Origin of the sequence: Nocardioides sp. W7 (genome assembly GCF_022919075.1) — a bacterium.
In the GTDB taxonomy this organism is placed as follows: domain Bacteria; phylum Actinomycetota; class Actinomycetes; order Propionibacteriales; family Nocardioidaceae; genus Nocardioides.
The window spans coordinates 3,969,629-3,988,357 of record NZ_CP095078.1; the positions used below are offsets into that span (position 1 = coordinate 3,969,629).

The following is an 18,729-nucleotide window of genomic DNA, read 5'->3' on the forward strand; positions in this document are numbered from 1 at the left end:
GCTCGTCGTGTCCGTGGGCGATGGGGATGCGGGCTACAGCGGCGGGGTCGGGCGGGGCTTGCCGAGCCGCGGTGTGACCGCCGGTGGCGTTCCGCCGCTGCCGGTCGGATCGCCAGTCCCGTTACCGCTATTGCCGTTGGCTGCGTCGGTGTTGCGGGGACGGCGCGCGGCGACCTTGTCCGGCTCGGGTGTCAACAGGTCGTTCGGAGTGCATCCGAGCACGGCGCACAGGACGTCGAGCTCTTCGAGGCGCATCGTCGGCGGGTTCCCGGCCCACCACGACGACATCTTGCCGGCGGAGATCTCGAGCCCGGCATCTGCCAGCATCCGGCGCAGTTGCGCGGACTTCCAGATCCCTCGTTCGGCGGCCCGGAGCCGCAGGCTCCACTGCATCTGGATCCTCTCCTTCGGTTCGTCGGGGTTAGTAGTTGCGGATGCCCAGGCGGGCTTCGATGCGGTCGCTCGCGCTGTTCCACGCGCGTTCGATGTGGTCGCTGCGGACGTGGAGGTAGCCCGAGGTCGTTGCCAGCCACTGGTGGCCGAGGAGCTCTTGGAGCGCCTTGATGTCACTCCCGGCCGCGTACAGCGACGGTGCGCAGTAGTGCCGCAGCACGTGTGGGGTCATGCGCCGCGACCACGCCGGCAACCACTCGTCGACTTGGAGTCCCAGGGCGCGGCGCAGCGCGTTCGCGCCGACGCGTCCGCACCGGTCCAGATCGCGGTCGAACCGCTCAGACGGAAGCAGCGGGGCGTCCGGGTCGGCCCAGTCGTGACCGTACTGGGGGCGGACCTCGGCCAGCCACCAGTCGATCAACTGGTTCGCGCCGTTGATCGCTGGTACCAGCCGGGGCTTGGGTCCGCGGCCGCGCGAGCCTTTGCCGTGGCGGACGTGGACCTTGCCGAACTCACCCAGATCGGGGCACCAGTCGCGGATGTCGAGCATGACGGTCTCGTTGATGCGCAGCCCGAGTCGGCGCCACAGCGATGCGGCGAAATCGTCGCGGGCCGCCGGCAGGTACTTGCGTGCCTGCGTGACCGACCCGCGCCAGGCGGTGAACAGCGAGTCGATCTCCTCATCGGGTGGCGGCACCCGGACCTTGCCCAACGATGCCCCGGGCTGGCGATTGAACTCATCGATCGGTTGCTCGACCAAGACGCCGGTCGCGCGGCGGATCGTGCCCTCGTAGCGGGCGATCACGAACTCGTAGAAGCCCGCCAGCGCGCCGGCCTTGCCCGCCCGGGTCGTCACGCTGAGCCCCATCCGCCGCTGCTGGGCCAAGAACGCGTCCGCGTCCGCGCAGGTGGCCTCCCACAGCGGAGTCGACAGCGAGCGAGTGAACTCGATGACGATCGCCCGAGTCCCGCCGATGTGGCGGTCAGTCAGACCTGCCGCGGACATCGCCAGCGCGTACTGGTCGACCAGCTCCTGCTCGAAGTCTTGGACCGCCTGCACACCTATCAGTGCCGGATCAGCAGCGCTGCCACCCGGCAGCGCCACCAAGCCCATCAGTCACCGTCTTCAAGTGAGGCGATCATGCGTCGTTGCTACATCGAAACGGTCAGCCACAGTGACGCACAGTCAGTTCAACGTCACGTGATGGCTGAACCAGAGCCACCTGCGCAAATACAGATCGGGGCGCGCGGACGTCCGAACGAACCTGAGTTCCTAGAGATTGGCGACCCCCAATGACCACCCAACTGCGCAGCCGCGCCGCGCGCGAGGAGAAGCTCGCCGCACTCCACGACCAGCTCACCCACGCGGTCACGGCGCTCGTGACCGGAGAGGACTGGAAGCGCGCCCTGACGTTCGCAGCACAGTTCCGCTCGCGCAGCTTCAACAACACGATGCTCATCCACGCCCAGCACCTCGCCGCCTACACCGAAGGCCGGGTGCCCGACCCGACCCCGACGTACGTCGCCGGCTTCCACCAGTGGCTCTCCCTGGGCCGCCACGTCGTAAAGGGCCAGCACGGGTACAGCATCCTCGCCCCCGTCACCGCCAGATTCGCCTCAGCCACCCCCGCCGACGCCGGGTCCTGGCACCGCCTCGGCCGAGGCGAGAAACCCGCAGGCGGGGAGACTGTGAAGTCGAAGCTCATCGGCCTGAAACCCACCCACGTCTGGGATGTCTCCCAGACCGCCGGCGACCCCGTCCCGCAGCTCCCCCGCCCCGCCCTGCTCCAGGGGCAGGCACCGGCCGGGCTATGGGACGGACTCGCCGACCAGATCACCGCCCGCGGCTACGAACTCCGTCTGGTCTCCTCCGCGACGGCGATCGGCGGCGCCAACGGCCTGACCGACTTCCTCACCCGCGAGGTCTCGATCCGGGTGGACATCGACGACGCCGCCCAGGCCAAGACTCTCGCCCACGAGCTCGGCCACGTCCTGCTCCACGCACCCCGAGACGCAGCCCGGGGCGCCGAAGCGGCAGCGGACGCCACCCTGCACCGTGGGATCGCCGAGGTCGAAGCCGAATCCGTCGCCCTCATGGTCGGCGCCGCCCACGGCCTCGACACCACCTCCTACACCGTCCCCTACGTCTCGACCTGGGCCACCAGCGTCCCCAACAAGACCCCCGCCGAGGTCGTCCAGGCCACCGCCGAACGGGTACTCCACACCGCGATCGGGATCCTCGACCAACTCGACACAGCGAAGGTCGGCGACGGCACCCCACCCGGCCTCGACCGCGACGCCCTCACCCGCCAGACCGGCGCCGTGTCTCGTTCGTCGGGCGTACGGCGCGACGACACGGTGCTCGGGTCATGAAGATCCCCGTCGTCCTGGCCACCGCCCACGTCGAGGTCGGCACGGACGGAGGACTGCTCGTCGACGTCGACGGGGAACCCTTCGCCGGCGACCGACTGCTGGACCGCAGCGACCTGTCGGCCGTTCTCGACGAGATCACCACCACCCTCGGCACCGCTGTACGGGTCGAGGTCCGCGAGAGCGACGGCACCGTGTACGCCGACATCGCCACCCCGCCCGATGCCGAACCCGTCGTCGCGGTCCCGGAGCCGGCCCAGGGGTCCCCGATGTCCGGACTCAGCGGGACGGGATTCCAGCCCGGCGAGGAGGTCGAGATCGCCTACGTCGTGGCCCGACAGACCGCCGACGCCAGCGGCCGTGCCGACCTACAGCTTCCGCCGGCACTCGCCTCAGCCCACCGGCATCGACTCGTCCTGGTGGGCGTCACAAGCCGGGTCGCGGCCGCGATGGAACAGCCGTCGTGAGCCCCCGCACCCAGCCCGTCGACCATGCCCTGACCAACGCGGCCCTCGTCGCGATCGGTACGGCGTTCGCGATGGCGCTCCTGCTGCGCGCGGCCGGCTCCATCGCGGCCCTCGTCACCGGAACGCACCAGCCCACCGGGAGCCCGACCTCCGGCCTGCGGGTACTCGCACAACCCAGCTCACCCGGGCCGGCGCTTGGCGCTCGCGATCTCTCCTCCGTTGCCTACTGGGGCGTCGTGCTGCTCCTCGTCCTAGCGCTCGCAACAGCGGTCTGGGTCGGATGGCTGGTCGTCGCCCGTGCTCGCCATCGCGCCGCGCACGATCCCCACCGGATCCGGGGCACAGCGAGCAGACGAGACATCGCCCCCGTTGCCTCCGAGAAGGCACTCCTACGCCGGGCGACGAACCTGCGTCCCTCCCTGACTCGCCCCCGAGCCGCCGACGTCGGCTACCTCCTCGGCACCAGCCACGGACGCGGGATCTGGGCCTCGGTCGAGGACTCGATCCTCGTCATCGGCCCACCGCGATCCGGCAAGGGACTCCATCTCGTCATCAACGCGATCCTCGACGCACCCGGCGCCGTCGTGACCACCTCGACCCGACCCGACAACATCGCCGCCACCGTCCGGAGCCGGCAGAAGTTCGGGCCGGTCGCGGTCTTCGACCCCCAACGACTCACCGTAGGCATCGACGACGTGCGCGGCGCCGGGGTGCGCTGGTCACCCATCCGCGGCTGCCAGAACCCGCTCACTGCGATGATCCGCGCCACCGGGCTCGCCTCCTCCACCGGACTGTCGACGGGCGGCACCGACTCCGGCGGCTTCTGGGAAGGACGCGCCCGCGCCGCACTCCAAGCCCTCCTGCACGCCGCCGCCCTCGACCACCTGCCGACCCGAGTGCTGTTCGAGTGGTCGCTGTCGGCCAACGCGGCCGTGGACGCCGTCGGCATCCTCGCCAGCCACACCGGCGCCGCACCCGGCTGGGCCGACTCCCTCCAGGCCATGATCGACTCCGACCCCCGCACCCGGGACTCGATCTGGATGGCCGTCTCCCAAGCCATGGCCTGCCTCGCCGACCCCCAAGTCCTCGACGCCGTCAGCCCCGAGCCCGGTCAGGAGTTCGACCCGACCCGGTTCCTCACCGACAACGGCACCCTCTACCTGCTCGCCACCGGCGCCGGTGCCGGCGCCGCTTGGCCCCTCGTCGCCGCCTTCCTCGAAGACCTCACCGAAACCGCACGCCACCTCGCAGCCTCAGCCCCCGGAACACGTCTCGACCCACCGCTCCTCCTCGCGCTCGACGAGATCGGCAACCTCGCTCCAATGCCCTCACTGCCGACTCTCATGGCCGAGGGTGGTGGCACCGGGATCACCACCATGCCGGTCCTTCAGTCGCTCGCCCAGGCACGCAACAAATGGGGCGAGCACGCCGCCAGCACCATCTGGGACGCCTCCATCGTCAAGGTCATCCTCGGCGGCGCCTCCGCCTCCAAGGACCTCCAAGAACTCTCCGTCCTCATCGGCGAACGAGACGAACCCACCGACACCGTCACCATCAGCGAATACGGCGCACGGTCGACCCAGCGATCCACACGGCAACGCCACATCATGCCGCCCGAGCGGATCCGCATGCTCCCGTTCGGCACCGGACTCGTACTGCTCCGCAGCGCACCGCCCATCGTGACCAACCTCCGTCGCTGGACTGCGCGTGAGACACCCTTCTCGAGGCGATCCGCGCCGTGAGGGGCACTCCCACAAGGTGCTGCACATCGGCTCCCTTCTGTTGTCAACCGGTGGTCTGGGGCGTCCTGCGCTGAGGGGTCTTCCGGGCGGTCGGGGTCGGTTGTAGCGTCGGTTTCGCGGGTCCGGGAAGTGGCTGATCCGAAGTGTCGATGTGCGGGGGCAGGTCGACCGCGCTGGATTCTTGAGTCGCCCCGCAGTGCCCTCCCGGACCCGTGCCAGTTTCGGTGACTGCTGCGAGGTCGGCGTCCGCGAGTAGCTGTCGGTAGATCGCATCGGAGATCCTGCGCTTGAGACATCGCAGGGCTTCGAGGGGCTTCTTGCCCTCGGCTCGCTTTCGGCGGTAGTAGGTGCGGCCCCCGGTGTCGAGACGGGGCTGGGTGACGGCGGCGATGTGGATCATGTGGTTCATCCGTCGGTTCCCGGCACGCGAGAGCCGGTGGCGGTTCTGCTCGCCGGAGGACGCGTCGAGTGGTGCGGTGCCGGTCCAGGACGCGAACCGGTTGCGGTCGGCGAACCGGGTCACGTCGCCGACGTCGGCGAGCACGCGGGCCGCGACCACTGGGCCGACGCCGTGGATGTCCATCAGCCGTGACTCGCGGGCGAGGACGATGGTCTTCAGCTCGGCGGTGGCCTTCTTGATCTTGGCCTCGACCGCGATCAGCTCCGCGAGTTCGTCGGCGGCGATCCGGCGGCGGGTCTTCCCGGCGATGTCCCGGGGGCGGACAGAGGCGAGCATGGCTTTGGCCTGTCCGGTGGTGACGTCGCGTTTGGCCTGGCCGGGCAGGAGTTCGGCGAGCAGGGCCTGGAGGCGGTCGACGGTCTGGACCCGTCGCCGGGTCAGTGCTTCGCGGCGGTCGGTGAGCATCCGCAGCGCTTCGAGCTCACCGTCGACGTGGAGGGCTCGCAGGGTCTTGGTGCGGACCGCGACGATCGCGATCGAGTGGGCATCGCGGGCGTCGGTCTTGCGGTTGTGGCCGGTGTCGAAGAGCCGGACCCTGGCAGCGAGCTTGGCCGGCACGTCAACGACCTGCTCACCGGCTTCCAGGAGCCGTTGCGCCAGCGGGCGCCCGACACCATTGGCGCCTTCAACTGCCCAGATCCGGTCGGGCCAGCTCTTCGCGTACGCCCGCATCGCGGTGTAGCCGGCCTGGTCGGTGGTGAAGCGGCCTGAGCCGAGAAGCTTCTCGTGCTGGTCGGCGACCTCGATCGTGGCCGACAACTTGTGGGGGTCGACCCCGATGATCACGTGCTCTGCTTGCTGTCCCATGTGCTGCTCCCGCCTGTTGCTCGTTCCGTGGTGGACGGCGAGGTGGGCATTGCTACTACGAGCAGGGCAGTCCCTTGACTTGTCTACTGGCCCCAGACATCACGGGTCTGCAGCCCTACGGTGTCGAGGGTGTCGGTTCGGGGTGGCTCGCAAGTCCCCTTGCCGCCTTCGGGCTGGCTCATCAAGAGCGTGCGTACCCGGCCGGCACCCGCCGCGGCGTGGCTCAGCAGAGGCGTGATCGATCCAGAAGTCAGGTTGCCCACCGCGGTCTCTCCCACCGGCACAGCGAGGAAGGCGACGGATGATCACGATTGGCATCGACCCGCACAAGAGCTCCCTGACCGCGGTAGCGGTCCATCCTGACGGCCATACCAATCCACCGATTCGACTCGTGGTGGACAAGAACACCCAGGCCGCGATCCTCGCGTGGGCCTCTCAGTGGCCTGAGCGCCAGTGGGCAGTCGAAGGAGCCACCGGACTGGGCCGCGGCATTGCCCAGCAGCTCGTCACCGCCGGTGAGCTCGTGCTCGAGGTGCCGGCCAAGCTCGCGGCGCGAGCACGGCTCCTGGGGTCGAGCAGTGCCCGCAAGACCGATGTTGCCGACGCCATCTCGGTTGCCACGGTCGCCCTGCACAACCGGCGCCTGAATCGCGTGCAGCTCGAGAACCACCACACGATCATGCGACTGCTCACTGAGCGTCGCGATGACCTGGTTGCCGAGCACACCCGGTGGATCAACCGGCTGCACGTCCTGCTGCGCGATCTGCACCCCGGTGGCGCCGAGGTCCGGCTCGGCACCGTCGACGCCTCCACGCTGCTGACCAAGATCCGCCCGGTCACCGCCGCCGATCATCAGCGCAAGCACATCGCCCGCGACGTGGTGCGCGACCTCAAGCGCCACGAGGCATCGATCAAGGAACTCGATAAGCAGCTGCGAGCAGCAGTCACCGCGAGCGGCACCAGCCTCACCGAGATCCAGGGCATCGGGTTCCTGACCGCCGCGAAGATCCTCGCGCTGACCGCAGACATCCGGCGCTTCCCCAACCAGGAGCACTACGCCAGCTACGCCGGCACCGCGCCCATCGACGTTTCCAGCGGTGAGCAGGAGACCCACCGACTATCGAGGCGTGGCAACCGCCAACTCAACGCAGCCATCCACGTCGCCGCCGTCACCCAGGCACGTGACCCCGGCCCCGGCCGCGACCACTACCGGCGCAAGATCGCCGAGCACAAGTCCGTCAAAGAAGCCCGCCGCAGCCTGAAACGACGCATCTCGAACGCCATCTACCGCCGCATCCTGAGCGACCAGCAACGCCTCGAACTTCAGGCCGCTTGACACACAGAGGCGCTCTTGAGCCACGCCTCGTCAGCGGTGCCCGGCGGGCTGCAGACCGATAGCGAGCCACACCCGGTAGCCGGGTGGGCAGCCCAATAGAGAGCGAACCCACCGGGCACCTGGACCGAGTCTGGCCAGACATCGATCCTGCCGGGAGTCTCTAGTAGCCCACTAAGACGCCTAAGTTGCCATCCGGGGGTCGCACGGTCGAGCGGATGAGCAACTTGGTGGGTGCAAAGTGCTTATCTAAAGGTCAAATGTCCGTACGAGACACCAGAGGGGAACCCGTACTCCGACTCAGCAGCAGGTCAACCCCAACCTGCCGACGGCTGCGGACGCCCGAATAGAAGCCCACGAAATGGGACAGGATCGTCCACAAGCTCGGCCGCAGTTCACTCGCGAACCTCGCGAATGCTGTTCGCGCCTGCGCTCTTTCAAGGACCGTTGCCAAGTCCTGGTCACCGAAGGGCTCGGATGGTGGCAGAGCAAACGCCAGATCAGGTGTCAGAACCCGGATTCGGATGCTTCGTAGGGCCTCGAGGATGCGCTCACGGCCATCAAACTCGGCACCCCCCAGGGCGCGTAATGCTAGCTTGGCCACGTTCAGCGTCCGCGTAGAGCCGCTCGGGTAATTGGCGACCACAGACTCGCGCATCACTCCACCCCCGGCGTGCCAGACTTCGATGATTTCATGCTCATCGTCGATGAGCGCAGCTTGCCATCCTGAGATCGATCCCTTAACGAACTTGCCAAGGGCCGTAGACCGAAATTCTGGCCGCTGCAATCCAAACGCGAGAATCATCGCCGACGCCCGTTGCCGGAAGGAACCGTCGAGTGACTTCGTGAGGGCCCGGGTTATCGCCGCTAAGTAGTCCTCGTCCATATCGCCGATTCGCGCCAAGACGGCCGGATAGTCTGATGACGTCGTGAGAGCCGGCGACACATCTAAGGTCTCTAGACCGTGCATCAGTAGCAGACGGAGGTAAGCGGGCGCGCGGTCCGCAATCCCCTCCGCGAGAAGAGCCATAGACAAGTCAGGACCTAATGAAGCGATGCGGTCTAACGCGTCACCGGCGTCGACTTCCCGCAGGCTGTTCACCGCGGACCCACGAAGATGTTCGTGCTCTGCGAAGACTCTACCAAAAGCCAACAGCCACGTATTGCGCCAGTGCACAGCTGGGCCGATGGCCGCAAGTTGCCTAACAATGCGTTCATCTGCACCAGTAGTCAGAGCTGACGCTGCCATGAACTCCTGAAGGCTTCGAACCTCGAACCCGACCCCATCACCCTTTGGCACGACTAGGACCAGGCGCGTCAGCGCGGCGCTCTCGAGCTGGTCCACAAGTCCCTCGATCTCGGCTTCCTTGACCCCTTCTGCAATTAGCCGCGCCACAGCAATTTCTCTGAACTCTGACAGCGGCAAGACTGCTTCGGCGTTGTCGTCCCGCTCGCTCGCGACTTGGAGACGAAGTCCGACTTCTTGGTGCAGTGCGTTTATGTCGGACCTACGCACCTCTAGTAATCGGGCGATCGCGCCTTTCTTTCCAACCTCGCGGGCATAGATCGTTTCGTAGTATGACGAGAAGAGCTCATATCGACCAGTAGGCACTTTAGCCGCAATCTCGGCCAGCAATAGCATGATGGTTACCTGCAGCGGACTCTGCATGAGGCGGGCAGTCGACGGCTCATTGAACGCTTCGTCCAACCGCCGCAGCGAAGCCGCGTGTAGTTCCTCGTCCTCTGCGTTGCGGACCGTTGAGAGTCGGTTCGCGTAGTTGAGCGCGTCGCGTCTTGAGAGTGGCGCTAGGCGCAGTCTTTGAAAATCGTCCTCTGACACATAGTGGTCATAGCCCTGAGGACGAGTGGTAATGACCACCAACAAATCGGCGTCTGCGTCGGCCGCCTCGAGCATGAAGTCTTCTACCTGCGCCCGCAAATGCTCGCGTACGGATGGATGGGCGACTTCATCTAGGCCATCAAGGACTACTAGCCACGGCCACTTCTCTAGCCATTTAAGGATCGACGCGTTCGACAGACCGTCTTCCTCTACCAATTCGCGCAGTTGTCTCGTGACCCACCTAATCAGCGTGACATCTTCGCCCCCGGCAATAGCGTCACCGTACGCAGCTAGATCTACGCGAATGGGCCAACGTCTGTTTCGCGGCTCTGCGATCCGCAAGTCTGCCATTACATTGCGCGTCGCCCGAACCACTTCGGCGGTAGCGGCAGGGATCGTAGCTAGATCGAGATTCCGCACCAGCGCCACTCGATAAAACTGTGTGAGCATCTGCGAAAGAGTTGTCTTTCCCTGGCCCGGGTCTCCGACTAGGAGGAAGTGAGTTGGCCCCGGGGGGCGCCCCTTTGCCCGGGGCGCAAGGATCGAATCCCCATGCTCCAGGATGTGCTTGACAGTCTGCACTAAACGCGAATGCTGATGTTGATCTACCAACGTGGCGTTGAGATCGGTGCAAACTTGCTCAAGGAACAGTTTGTCGTTCGAGCGAAACCCCTGCTCGCTGAGCCGGATAATGCGCTCCCTACCTAACATCTTCAACGCGTGCTTAGAGAGCACTACGTCAAGGTTGCGAGGGAGGGAAACCAAACTGCTCGCGTCTGCGAAGACGTCTGCGGGCGCGATAAAGGCTGCGAACCTCTTCCGCACCGACACGTCGGCGTCGAGGAGGCGCTCAACTGCGTCTCTCGGAAACACGCGCCACCCACGGATGCCCAAGTTCTCCGCTTGCTCGTGCATCAGCGAGTCGAAGCGGTCCCTACCACCGCCAGCCGCGGGCGAAAGCGCCACATTGGTCACGAATATCAAGTACTCGGGCAGTTGTCCCTTTACGCGTCGTTCACTCTTAGGATTGGCCCAGACGAGCAACTCCCGCTCGACCTGGTCAATGAACCAGTTTTGGTCGTGGGTCGTCCCGAGTCGGTCTTGCCTGAACTTGACTTGACCTACGACGTAGCCATCCCACGCGGCACTTGTTCCGTCAACGCCATTCCATGTGACCTGACCCTGGAGGGTAAAATCGCGACCCCCGTCCTTGCCTGCGCCGTAGGTCTTTACGGCATGCCCTAAGACCTTAAACATGAGCGCCTGACTCATGTGCTCAAACTGATCCGGGCCAAGGTTCTCTAGGTCGTATTGCAACTGTCTCCACCAGTCCGAACTCGTGTGCGCAACGCCATCACGTCGTACAGGCGAGCCTAGAGCACAGGCGGCTCAAACTGTTCTCATTCGCGATAGTCGAAGGGTTGCCGCGTGCTCGACTGGAATTGTTGGCTTGAGGCAGGGTCGCCCGTCGTGCCGGACGGGCCTCACGTCATGCTTCAGCCCACCGTCGGCGACTAGCTCAGTGAGGCCGCTGCTCCTTGGTGGCCTAGCCGTGATGCCCGGGCGACGACTTCCGGGCGAGCGTCATACCACCGCGTGAGGGCGGCTACGCCTGAGACCTGCTGCCGGTCACGCTCTTGTTAGCGATTTCGGCCCGCCAGGAGGATCACGGTGACACCCTGCGAAGGTCACGCCGCTACCGTCCGGGGGTCCCCGTCATGGCTTGGTTCGATCGTTTCCGCCGCTCAACCCGAGTTCCGCGCCCTACAGGAGCGACCAAGCCAAGACGAACGACAACTCCGGCACCGGCTTCGCAGGCCGCGCCCTCGTCAGTCCCGCGTCCTGGTCCCCACCCACGATTCGTCGTGCTCGACGTCGAGACCACCGGCCTGTCGGCCACCACCCATCGCGTGCTCGAGATCGCGCTGGTCACGACCGACCCATCGGGACGCGTGCTCGACGAATGGACCACCAGGCTGAACCCCCAGGGCCCGGTCGGCGCCACCCACATCCACGGCATCACCGACGCCGACGTCCGTCACGCCCCCGTGTTCACCGACGTCCTCGACGAACTCAACCAACGCCTCACCGGCGCCGCCCTCGTCGCGCACAACGCCCGCTTCGACCTAGCCTTCCTACGCGCCGAGTACGCCCGCGCACAGTGGCGCCTGCCCTACCTCCCAGCGCTCTGCACCCTCGACGCCTCATCCCACCACCTGCCCCACCTTCCACGCCGCCGCCTAACCGACTGCTGCCACGCAATCGGCCACCCACTCATTCACGCCCACTCCGCTCTCAGCGACGCCCGAGGCACCGCAGCCCTCCTCGCGCACTACCTCCACCCCCACTACGGCGTCCCAGCGCAACCCGAACACGTACGGATGCCGCACGATGCGCTGGCCATCACCTGGCCGTCAGGTCCAGAAGCGGCACCCGTGCCCGTCGCCACCGGCCGCAGATCCGCGAGCCTCACACGGCGACGCGATCTGTCGGACCGAGCGCGGCGCAACGTCGAAGCGCTGAACCTCACCACGGCACGCCCGACTCAGCCGCTGGTGCAGCTGGTCGAACGATTCACCCTCGCTGACGCCCTCGACGAGGGCGCGCCGACCGGCGCGCTCGCCTACCTGGAGAAGCTCGCCGAGGTCCTCGAGGACGGAATCCTCACCCCCGACGAGGCCGCTGACCTCGACGAGGTCGCATCAATGCACGACCTCGACCAGCCCTCGATCACCCTCACCCACCGCGCCTTCGTCCTCGCACTCGCCCACGCCGCACTCGCAGACGGCAAGGTCACTCGCGCAGAGACCGACGAACTCCGCGTCGTCGCCGCACTACTCGACGTCGACCCCACCGTCGTCCGCACCCTGGTCACAGAGGCCGAGACCACCCGACAGACCCGCCTGTCCGCCAACCTCGGACCACTGCCGGACGACTGGGCACACGGCGAACCACTCCGCGTCGGAGACCGCGTCGTCTTCACCGGATGCGAGGGCGCCGGCCGCGACGAGCTCGAGCAACGGTCAACCGTGCTCGGTGTGCGAGTCATCGGAACCGTGTCCTCTAAGACCGCGATGCTCGTCACCGACGGCACGATGCTCGGAGGGAAGCACCAGAAGGCCACCAGCCTCGGGATCCGGACCATCGACCCCTCCACCTACCGCCTCCTGCTCCAGCATCTGCAGCCCGCGGCAACCCCACCTAGCCAGGAGACCCGTCGACCGCAGGTCGGAGTCTTAGCGCCCACAATCGCAGCCCTTCCCACCGACCCCCCGACCGCACCGGCCACGGTCGCTACCCCGGCGCCGTCCGACACCCTCAACGCCGCGGTACCCCCGGCCGCGGTACGTGCCTGGGGACGCGACAACGGCTGGGAGATCGGACAGCGGGGTCGACTACCCGCTGGTCTGCTCGAGGCCTACAACGCAGCGCGACAGGACTAAGTCAGCGGCGGCATTCCAGTCATCAGCTCTGCCACGTTGAGAGTGGCTACGCTCGCCCGTGATCTGCCGCGACCCGCGCGCGAGGCGGTTGCGTCTTACCGCAGCTTCTGTGTTCGGACCGGCGCCCCGGACTAGCCTCAGGTCATGGGAGATGGGCGCGGAAACTGGTTCGATGAGGCCTTGGCTGCCGGCGCGGGCCTCATCCCAATCGCGGGCCCCTTCTTGGAAGGTCCGGCATCTCGTCTGGTTGGAAAGGTCCGCGAAGAGCAAGCTCGGCTACGGTCGAAGGCCCTGCGGGCGGCGGAGCGCGTCTCGGGCCTATCGCGTGAAGCTCTCGCCGAGAGGATCGAAGTACGCCCAGAACTTGTGCCGATCACCGTGCGCGTCCTGCACCTCGCCGGGATGAAGGGCCAGGACGAGATGCTAACTCTGCTGGGTGCAGCTCTCGGCACAGCTGCCGCGAACCCAGATCGTGCCTCCGAGGTCGAACTGCTCCTGAGTGGCATCGCGTCGCTCCGCGGGGAGCACATCCGGGTCCTGAAGGCGATGAGCCGGACACCGAAGTGGCGGAAGCTACCTAAGGAACTTCTCGACCGATCGGTAAGGCCATCCGAGACCGTTGAAGCCACAGCCTGGAACCCTGAGGCTCTAGCCGACGAAGTACTCCTAGCTAATGACGTGGCGTGGCAATGCATACTTGGTCTGGAAGCAGCAGGGTTCGTGAGGAGTCAGCCAATGTCCGGGTTTGCGGTCAGCGACCCGTCTTCGGGCTACACCGTCAGTAAGACCGGCCAGGTCGTCCTCGACGTCCTGCACGAACACGACACCTGAGGGCTGCGTCCTTCCCCCCGCGTAACAGCGCCGTCTTCGTGCGTGAGGACTGACGACCAACACGCGAAAGAGCAACAGCAACTCTCGGTCCATCAATATTCACTAACAATTGCCTCGCCGCGCGAGTAGCAATTCCGACAGAGCCGTATCGCAGACGCAACTTTCTGACCTGGCAGCGTCGATAGAGAAGAACGGCTCGTTCCAAACCTGCTCCCACACTTTGTGGTATTGCGCGAACAGGGCCGACATATGGTCAACCCCAAGCATTTCGGACGGACTCCACTCCTCAATCGATCGAGACGATATGCGTTCCCACAGAAAATCGAACTGCGCGCCCAGGTAGAGCGTCGATATAACCGGGACGGCTCGGTGCGCAGCAACAAACTCAGGCAGGCGCGCCTCTTGCGTAACGCTCGGAAGTCGAGAAAGGTCAGATGGGATCCAGCGGTCGAGTAACACGAAATCAACGGGGAGACTAGTTGCCACCACGGAACGTGCGCGAATCCGCTCCAGCCTCGCATCAGCGTTCCGATTCGGGTCGACAGATTCTATTTTCGCATCCCATCTCTTAATCTGATCGGTAATTTCCGCGACCTCTGCGCTCACTTGCGCATTGCGAGAAATGATTCTGCTCGAGTAGCCCAAATCGCCCAGACACCGATTCAGATTCCGAACCAAGGTGCTCTTGCCGGACCCATCGAAGCCTTCTATCGCCACTACAGTCGGCGGACGAGTCATGCCGCCGACTCCATGTTGCAGGCTTCGGTCATCAGTTTGAACTCCGCAGCAGCGATCGAGGGCTTCCACCCAAGCGTGCCGAGTGCACGCGCGTAGACGTCCAGCATGTCGAGGCTCTGATAGATCGCAACGTGGCAGTCGCCAGCCAGCATTGGACTGACGGAATCTGCAACGAATCGAACAAATTCACGGCTATTCAGATCCAGGTTCATAACTGTTTGCGAATTCCCTCGATCGGCTCCGAAATAGAGTTGCGCCACGTCTTTAAGCCCGACGGAGCAAGTTGTTGCACTTCGAGACAATGAGACGATCTGTCGAAGCGCTCCCGGTGACTCTATGAACGGGCTCAGTGAAGGCAAGCCTGGAGCGTAGGACCGTTCGAAGTCACGATATTCACGCTCGCTGGTGACGAACGGGACTGCATATGACGTCCGGTCACTCATCGTCGCGAGAATCTCCCTCTCGAGACTGACCCATTCAGGGTTTTCGAGCAAGTAGCGGAGCCCGTGGACGCCAAGTTCGGGATTCGGCTCCGGCGAACGCCGAAATAGGGGGGCGAGCGAAACGTCGTCACTACGAAGGTCAAGCCCCCGCACAAGGAGACGGATTCGACCTGGGAGCGCTTCGTCCAAGATGGCTATCTCGTCCCGCACCTGGACAGCCAGCACTTCTGGTGATCGTGGGATCATGCCACTAAGCTGGATAGCTCGATACATTAGATGTTCCATGCGAATGAAGACGCTTCGCACTCGGGTTAAGTCCAAGCCCTCAAGGTCGTCCGAGCCAGCGATGCTGACCTGAAACCCTGATTGAAGATTTCGGAACGCCCCGATATCACAACGCCCAATGGCGCGTTGCAGCGAGATCGATCCACCGTCTCCTAGTTCCGAAACGTGAAGCAGATGGACCCCTCGGGTCCGGCATATGATTTCCACGTGCGTCGCCCACCCCTTGCTGACGTAAACCACAGCACTGGTCTGGCCGGTCAACTGAGAGGGATCCATATCGGCCAAATCATCCACCATGATCACGTTGCCATCAATGGCGATACGGTCAAGGACCGTCATGTGTGACCGGCCAAACTTCCAAATGCGTTCGCTGGAGTTACTCATCTTCCACTATTCGGTTGAGGCCGCGCTCAAGCGCGAATGAGAGAAGTAGCGACCCAATGACCACTCCCGCCAGAGTGAGAAACGTAAGCACAGATACCGCCGACCATTCTCCGTCCCGGACGGCGGTCCCGAGCGGCCCAGCCATTGATTCTACAAAGGTGGCGAGCGCCGCCACAAAGGTGACTAGAAGTGCAATCGACCGAGAACTTCGAAACAACCTCAATCGACCAGCTTGATTTGCAAGTTTCTGCATCATTGCGGTTAGTACCAACTGAGTCGTCATTGTCATCGCGACCACACGATATAGTTCTCGCCCTCGGGTCTGGGTGTGATACATCGTCTCGCGTAGATCCGGGTCAGAATTGTAAACCATTGCGAAACCGTTCAATGGGTCAATAACGTCGCAACCGCGAAAAACTCCACGAGTCACTTGGAGGCGATTCTCATATGTTCCGAGTGTGTCGTTTGCCCGATCATGCTGAAAACTCCGAAGCAAGATCCGGGAGTGCTGGGAGAAGAAGCGACCAACACTTCTCGCACTTCGGTCGTCACGGCGAGCAGCGTGAGACCTGGCTTGAGCCGTGAGATCGGCAATCGTCAACAGGTGTGCATTGCTGGGCGACGTTTCTGGAGGTTTCCCAGACTCGTTCCATTGAGTCGCCTGCTTCGTGCGCGATGCATAGGAATAGTCGAGTATGATGTAGTCGTACCGACGAGATGACAAGGCAAGCACTTCGTTCAAGGTGATTTCGCTGAATTGACGTTCGGAGTCGTTTTCATCGACCTGCACCAACAGGCCGTCCACGATTGGCAAGGCGCGACGCCGCCCTGCTTCCACGCGCAGGCCAATCAGGCGCTCGCTGAGGTCGCTGAGCATTTTTTCATCGTCATCGATCACCAAGATTTTGAACTCTGATGAACGCACTTCGTCTCCGTCTCTCGGGGCGCGTGGTTTGGGTAGTGATTGCAACGGGTCGGGCCCTGGAGCCTGTGTCCGAGCCATGATGGCGGCAAAAGAGCCCGTGAGTGCTCTACTGGGACAGAAAGTTGAGACCCGCGTAGACCATCGCGCGACGGGCATCCGAGTGGAAGATGGACCGCCTATCAAGAACCAGAGGGCGTCGCGCCCGCGAGTTGTCCCGAACTGAGCGTCAATCCCGCGCCCATCGGCGCCGACCTGAATCACCCGGTCGCTCGATGCGTTCCCGGTGGAAGCCCGTCCGTACTACGAGCGATTGCTACGTATCGCGCGGTGAGCCGCCGCCGACTAGCTCTGTGCAACGCCTGCTCAGCCGCGTTGAACGCGGCTACGCTCGCCCGGATCTACGCCGAGATGCGGGTCGCGTACATGAGCAGTCGCTCCTTGTTCATCGGGGAGGATGTTTCCGTGAGCACACCGGTGAAGGTTCGATTCGCCAGTGAGCGGGATCAGGTCGGATGGCCACCCGCCGAGTCCGAGGGCTGTGGGCGGAACCAGCCGAAGGCGGGTTCTACAGACTCGACGACACACCCTGGTTCGTACGCGGAGTCGCCGCCGCCGATGTGATCGAGGCTCGGCCGGACGCCCACAGCGTGCTTTGGTTCGTCCGGATTGGAGACCGAGGGGGCGACTTGTGACCGTGGTGACTTCTCGCGCAGACGGACCGCTCAACGGCGACCGCCAGCTTGTCCTCCACGCGTTCGAGGCGCTGGGTGTGGAGGGCGAGGGGATCCCAGTCCCGTCAACACGGTGGCCTTCGACGGCGGGCCCGATGCACCTCTGTCCTCGGTAACGAACCTCCCTGTCGCCAGAAAATCTGATGGCCGCCGATACTACGAGGGCCGCATCAGCGACGAATGGCAGCAGTTGCCCTAGTCCTCAATGCGCCTGCTTTGGCCGCTAACCGCTGGTCGTGCTGCAATCAACGATGACGCGAAGGAGGTCAGCGCTCGTGAAGTCCTGGTGCGCCTTCGCCTTCTTTGCTCGCGCTGCTCTGGTCTCGTCGCGCATCCGGTACACCTGCTCCGTCTCGATGGTTAGCGAGTGAACGAACTCGTCGTGTTGGACCACCGCAAGGAACGCTTCGACGTCCGGGTCGACGTACTTAGTTGGGTAGAGCCGCCGAAGCGTCGCAATGGAAGGGCAGCTGTAGAAGTCCCTCAGCTCCTTGAGCTCTTCTCGCATCGGCGATGCTTGACCCTGGGTGGGGTCGTAGCAAAAACATACCTAGCTGGTCATCGCAGGTTCCCATCATGGGCGCAGTTTGGCAGCAGCGCTTGTCGTCACCAAGACGGGCGTCGCGCGCATCGCGAGCAAGCGCTTGAAGCACACCTTTGGCCCCGTTCACGAGAAATCGACCTCGCGACCCTTCAACGCGCTGTCAAAGGCATACGCCTTGAACCGAAGCCGTCCGTGACCGACCTCCAACGAACCTCCCACTGCCCGAGGCCGTCATAGAGGCGCGCGATCTTCGACCAAGACTCTGACATGACGGAAATGCTCTCACCCCTCGCCGGAGCCGCCTCGAGTCGCCCACGACTCGTAGGCAACCCAGGTGCGTCTATTCCCCGCAAGGCGACTAGCGCATATTGCTAGAACGAACGCAGCCGCGAGAACACCGACACCGGCATCCTCTCCGCGCTCCAGTCGTTGATTCGGTCGATCAAAGCGCATGATCGACCGGATAACGCGGCATGTCGCCTAAGCCGAACCTCTGGATGATGGGAGCAACGGACCCCAGGGGGTTGATCTAGGAAACGACTGTGGGCGGCAACCCGAAGATTGCCGCCCACAGTCAGAGTGATCGTCAGCCGTTCTCGGTGACGGTCGTGTTCGGGTGTCGCTGGGCGGTGCCCTTGGTGACGAACTTGCCGCTGATCGCGGAGCGGTACGCCGTACCCGAACCCTTGTTGCTCCCGCTGTTGACCACGGTGGTGCGGGGGTGCCGCGCCGCCGCAACCTTGGTGACGTAGCGACCGCTGATCGCGCTGCGGGCGCTTCCCTTGCTGCTGCCTCGTGCCATTTTTCGGACCCTCCGGTCCTCGTGCATCAGCTTCATCGAGTAGTCTTCGCGTTCTCTAGGCGTGACGGCTCTTCGATTCGCTTCTGCGGGTTGGGGAGCCGCACTGTTTGTGGGGCTCCATCCGTTGCTCCGTTGGAGCTTCGGACATCTATGTATAGGTGGCGCCAGCCGACCTATCCCCCAGCTTTCTT

General features: G+C 64.5%; 14 protein-coding genes. 6 read left to right on the plus strand and 8 right to left on the minus strand.

The annotated features are described in order from the left end of the window. Positions 1-33: 33 nt before the first annotated feature. Both MUB56_RS18785 and MUB56_RS18790 read right to left on the minus strand, forming a co-directional pair. The gene (locus MUB56_RS18785) at positions 34-393 is read right to left on the minus strand and encodes a helix-turn-helix transcriptional regulator (RefSeq protein ID WP_244928535.1); all 360 of its coding nucleotides are present in this window, start codon (positions 391-393) and stop codon (positions 34-36) included. A gap of 28 nt (positions 394-421) precedes the next feature. Beyond that, on the minus strand, positions 422-1,507 hold the full coding sequence (locus tag MUB56_RS18790) for a tyrosine-type recombinase/integrase (protein ID WP_244928536.1): 1,086 nt from the start codon (positions 1,505-1,507) through the stop codon (positions 422-424). 179 nt (positions 1,508-1,686) lie between these two features. On the opposite strand from MUB56_RS18790, the gene MUB56_RS18795 reads away from it, so the two are divergent. Genes MUB56_RS18795 through MUB56_RS18805 form a run of 3 tightly spaced genes read left to right on the plus strand, consistent with a single transcriptional unit; the run spans position 1,687 to position 4,972 of the window. Then, positions 1,687-2,766 (plus strand): ArdC-like ssDNA-binding domain-containing protein, encoded by a 1,080-nt coding sequence (locus MUB56_RS18795; protein WP_244928537.1) that lies wholly within the window; start codon positions 1,687-1,689, stop codon positions 2,764-2,766. After that, entirely contained in the window at positions 2,763-3,230 is a 468-nt protein-coding gene (locus MUB56_RS18800; RefSeq protein ID WP_244928538.1) for a hypothetical protein, read from the plus strand. Before MUB56_RS18795 ends, MUB56_RS18800 begins: the two co-directional genes overlap by 4 nt. Next, entirely contained in the window at positions 3,227-4,972 is a 1,746-nt protein-coding gene (locus MUB56_RS18805; protein WP_244928539.1) for a TraM recognition domain-containing protein, read from the plus strand. Before MUB56_RS18800 ends, MUB56_RS18805 begins: the two co-directional genes overlap by 4 nt. Positions 4,973-5,015: 43 nt before the next feature. Here the strand turns inward: MUB56_RS18805 and MUB56_RS18810 are convergent, their stop codons facing one another. Beyond that, positions 5,016-6,239, minus strand: a complete 1,224-nt coding sequence (locus MUB56_RS18810; RefSeq protein ID WP_244928540.1) for an IS110 family transposase — start codon at positions 6,237-6,239, stop codon at positions 5,016-5,018. Between the two features lie 301 nt (positions 6,240-6,540). Here MUB56_RS18810 and MUB56_RS18815 point away from each other — a divergent pair, with 301 nt between their 5' ends. After that, positions 6,541-7,575, plus strand: a complete 1,035-nt coding sequence (locus tag MUB56_RS18815) for an IS110 family transposase (protein ID WP_244928541.1) — start codon at positions 6,541-6,543, stop codon at positions 7,573-7,575. A 253-nt stretch (positions 7,576-7,828) separates the two neighbouring features. On the opposite strand, the gene MUB56_RS18820 is transcribed toward MUB56_RS18815, so the two are convergent. Continuing rightward, a complete protein-coding gene (locus MUB56_RS18820) occupies positions 7,829-10,684 on the minus strand; it encodes a hypothetical protein (RefSeq protein ID WP_244928542.1) in 2,856 nt (951 codons plus the stop codon). A gap of 593 nt (positions 10,685-11,277) precedes the next feature. Between MUB56_RS18820 and MUB56_RS18825 the strand changes: the two genes are divergently transcribed. Both MUB56_RS18825 and MUB56_RS18830 read left to right on the plus strand, forming a co-directional pair. Beyond that, positions 11,278-12,855, plus strand: coding sequence for an exonuclease domain-containing protein (locus MUB56_RS18825; RefSeq protein ID WP_244928543.1), 1,578 nt, complete (start codon positions 11,278-11,280; stop codon positions 12,853-12,855). 144 nt (positions 12,856-12,999) lie between these two features. Next, a complete protein-coding gene (locus MUB56_RS18830; RefSeq protein WP_244928544.1) occupies positions 13,000-13,686 on the plus strand; it encodes a hypothetical protein in 687 nt (228 codons plus the stop codon). A gap of 734 nt (positions 13,687-14,420) precedes the next feature. Here MUB56_RS18830 and MUB56_RS18835 read toward each other — a convergent pair. From MUB56_RS18835 to MUB56_RS18850, 4 genes are all read right to left on the minus strand, one after another. After that, positions 14,421-15,536, minus strand: coding sequence for a putative PEP-binding protein (locus MUB56_RS18835; RefSeq protein ID WP_244928545.1), 1,116 nt, complete (start codon positions 15,534-15,536; stop codon positions 14,421-14,423). Then, positions 15,529-16,437 (minus strand): hypothetical protein, encoded by a 909-nt coding sequence (locus tag MUB56_RS18840; protein WP_244928546.1) that lies wholly within the window; start codon positions 16,435-16,437, stop codon positions 15,529-15,531. Before MUB56_RS18840 ends, MUB56_RS18835 begins: the two co-directional genes overlap by 8 nt. Positions 16,438-17,415: 978 nt before the next feature. Then, on the minus strand, positions 17,416-17,700 hold the full coding sequence (locus MUB56_RS18845) for a hypothetical protein (protein ID WP_244928547.1): 285 nt from the start codon (positions 17,698-17,700) through the stop codon (positions 17,416-17,418). A 622-nt stretch (positions 17,701-18,322) separates the two neighbouring features. Further along, complete coding sequence (locus MUB56_RS18850; RefSeq protein WP_244928548.1) at positions 18,323-18,538, minus strand: hypothetical protein; 216 nt, start codon at positions 18,536-18,538, stop codon at positions 18,323-18,325. Between the last annotated feature and the right edge of the window lie 191 nt (positions 18,539-18,729).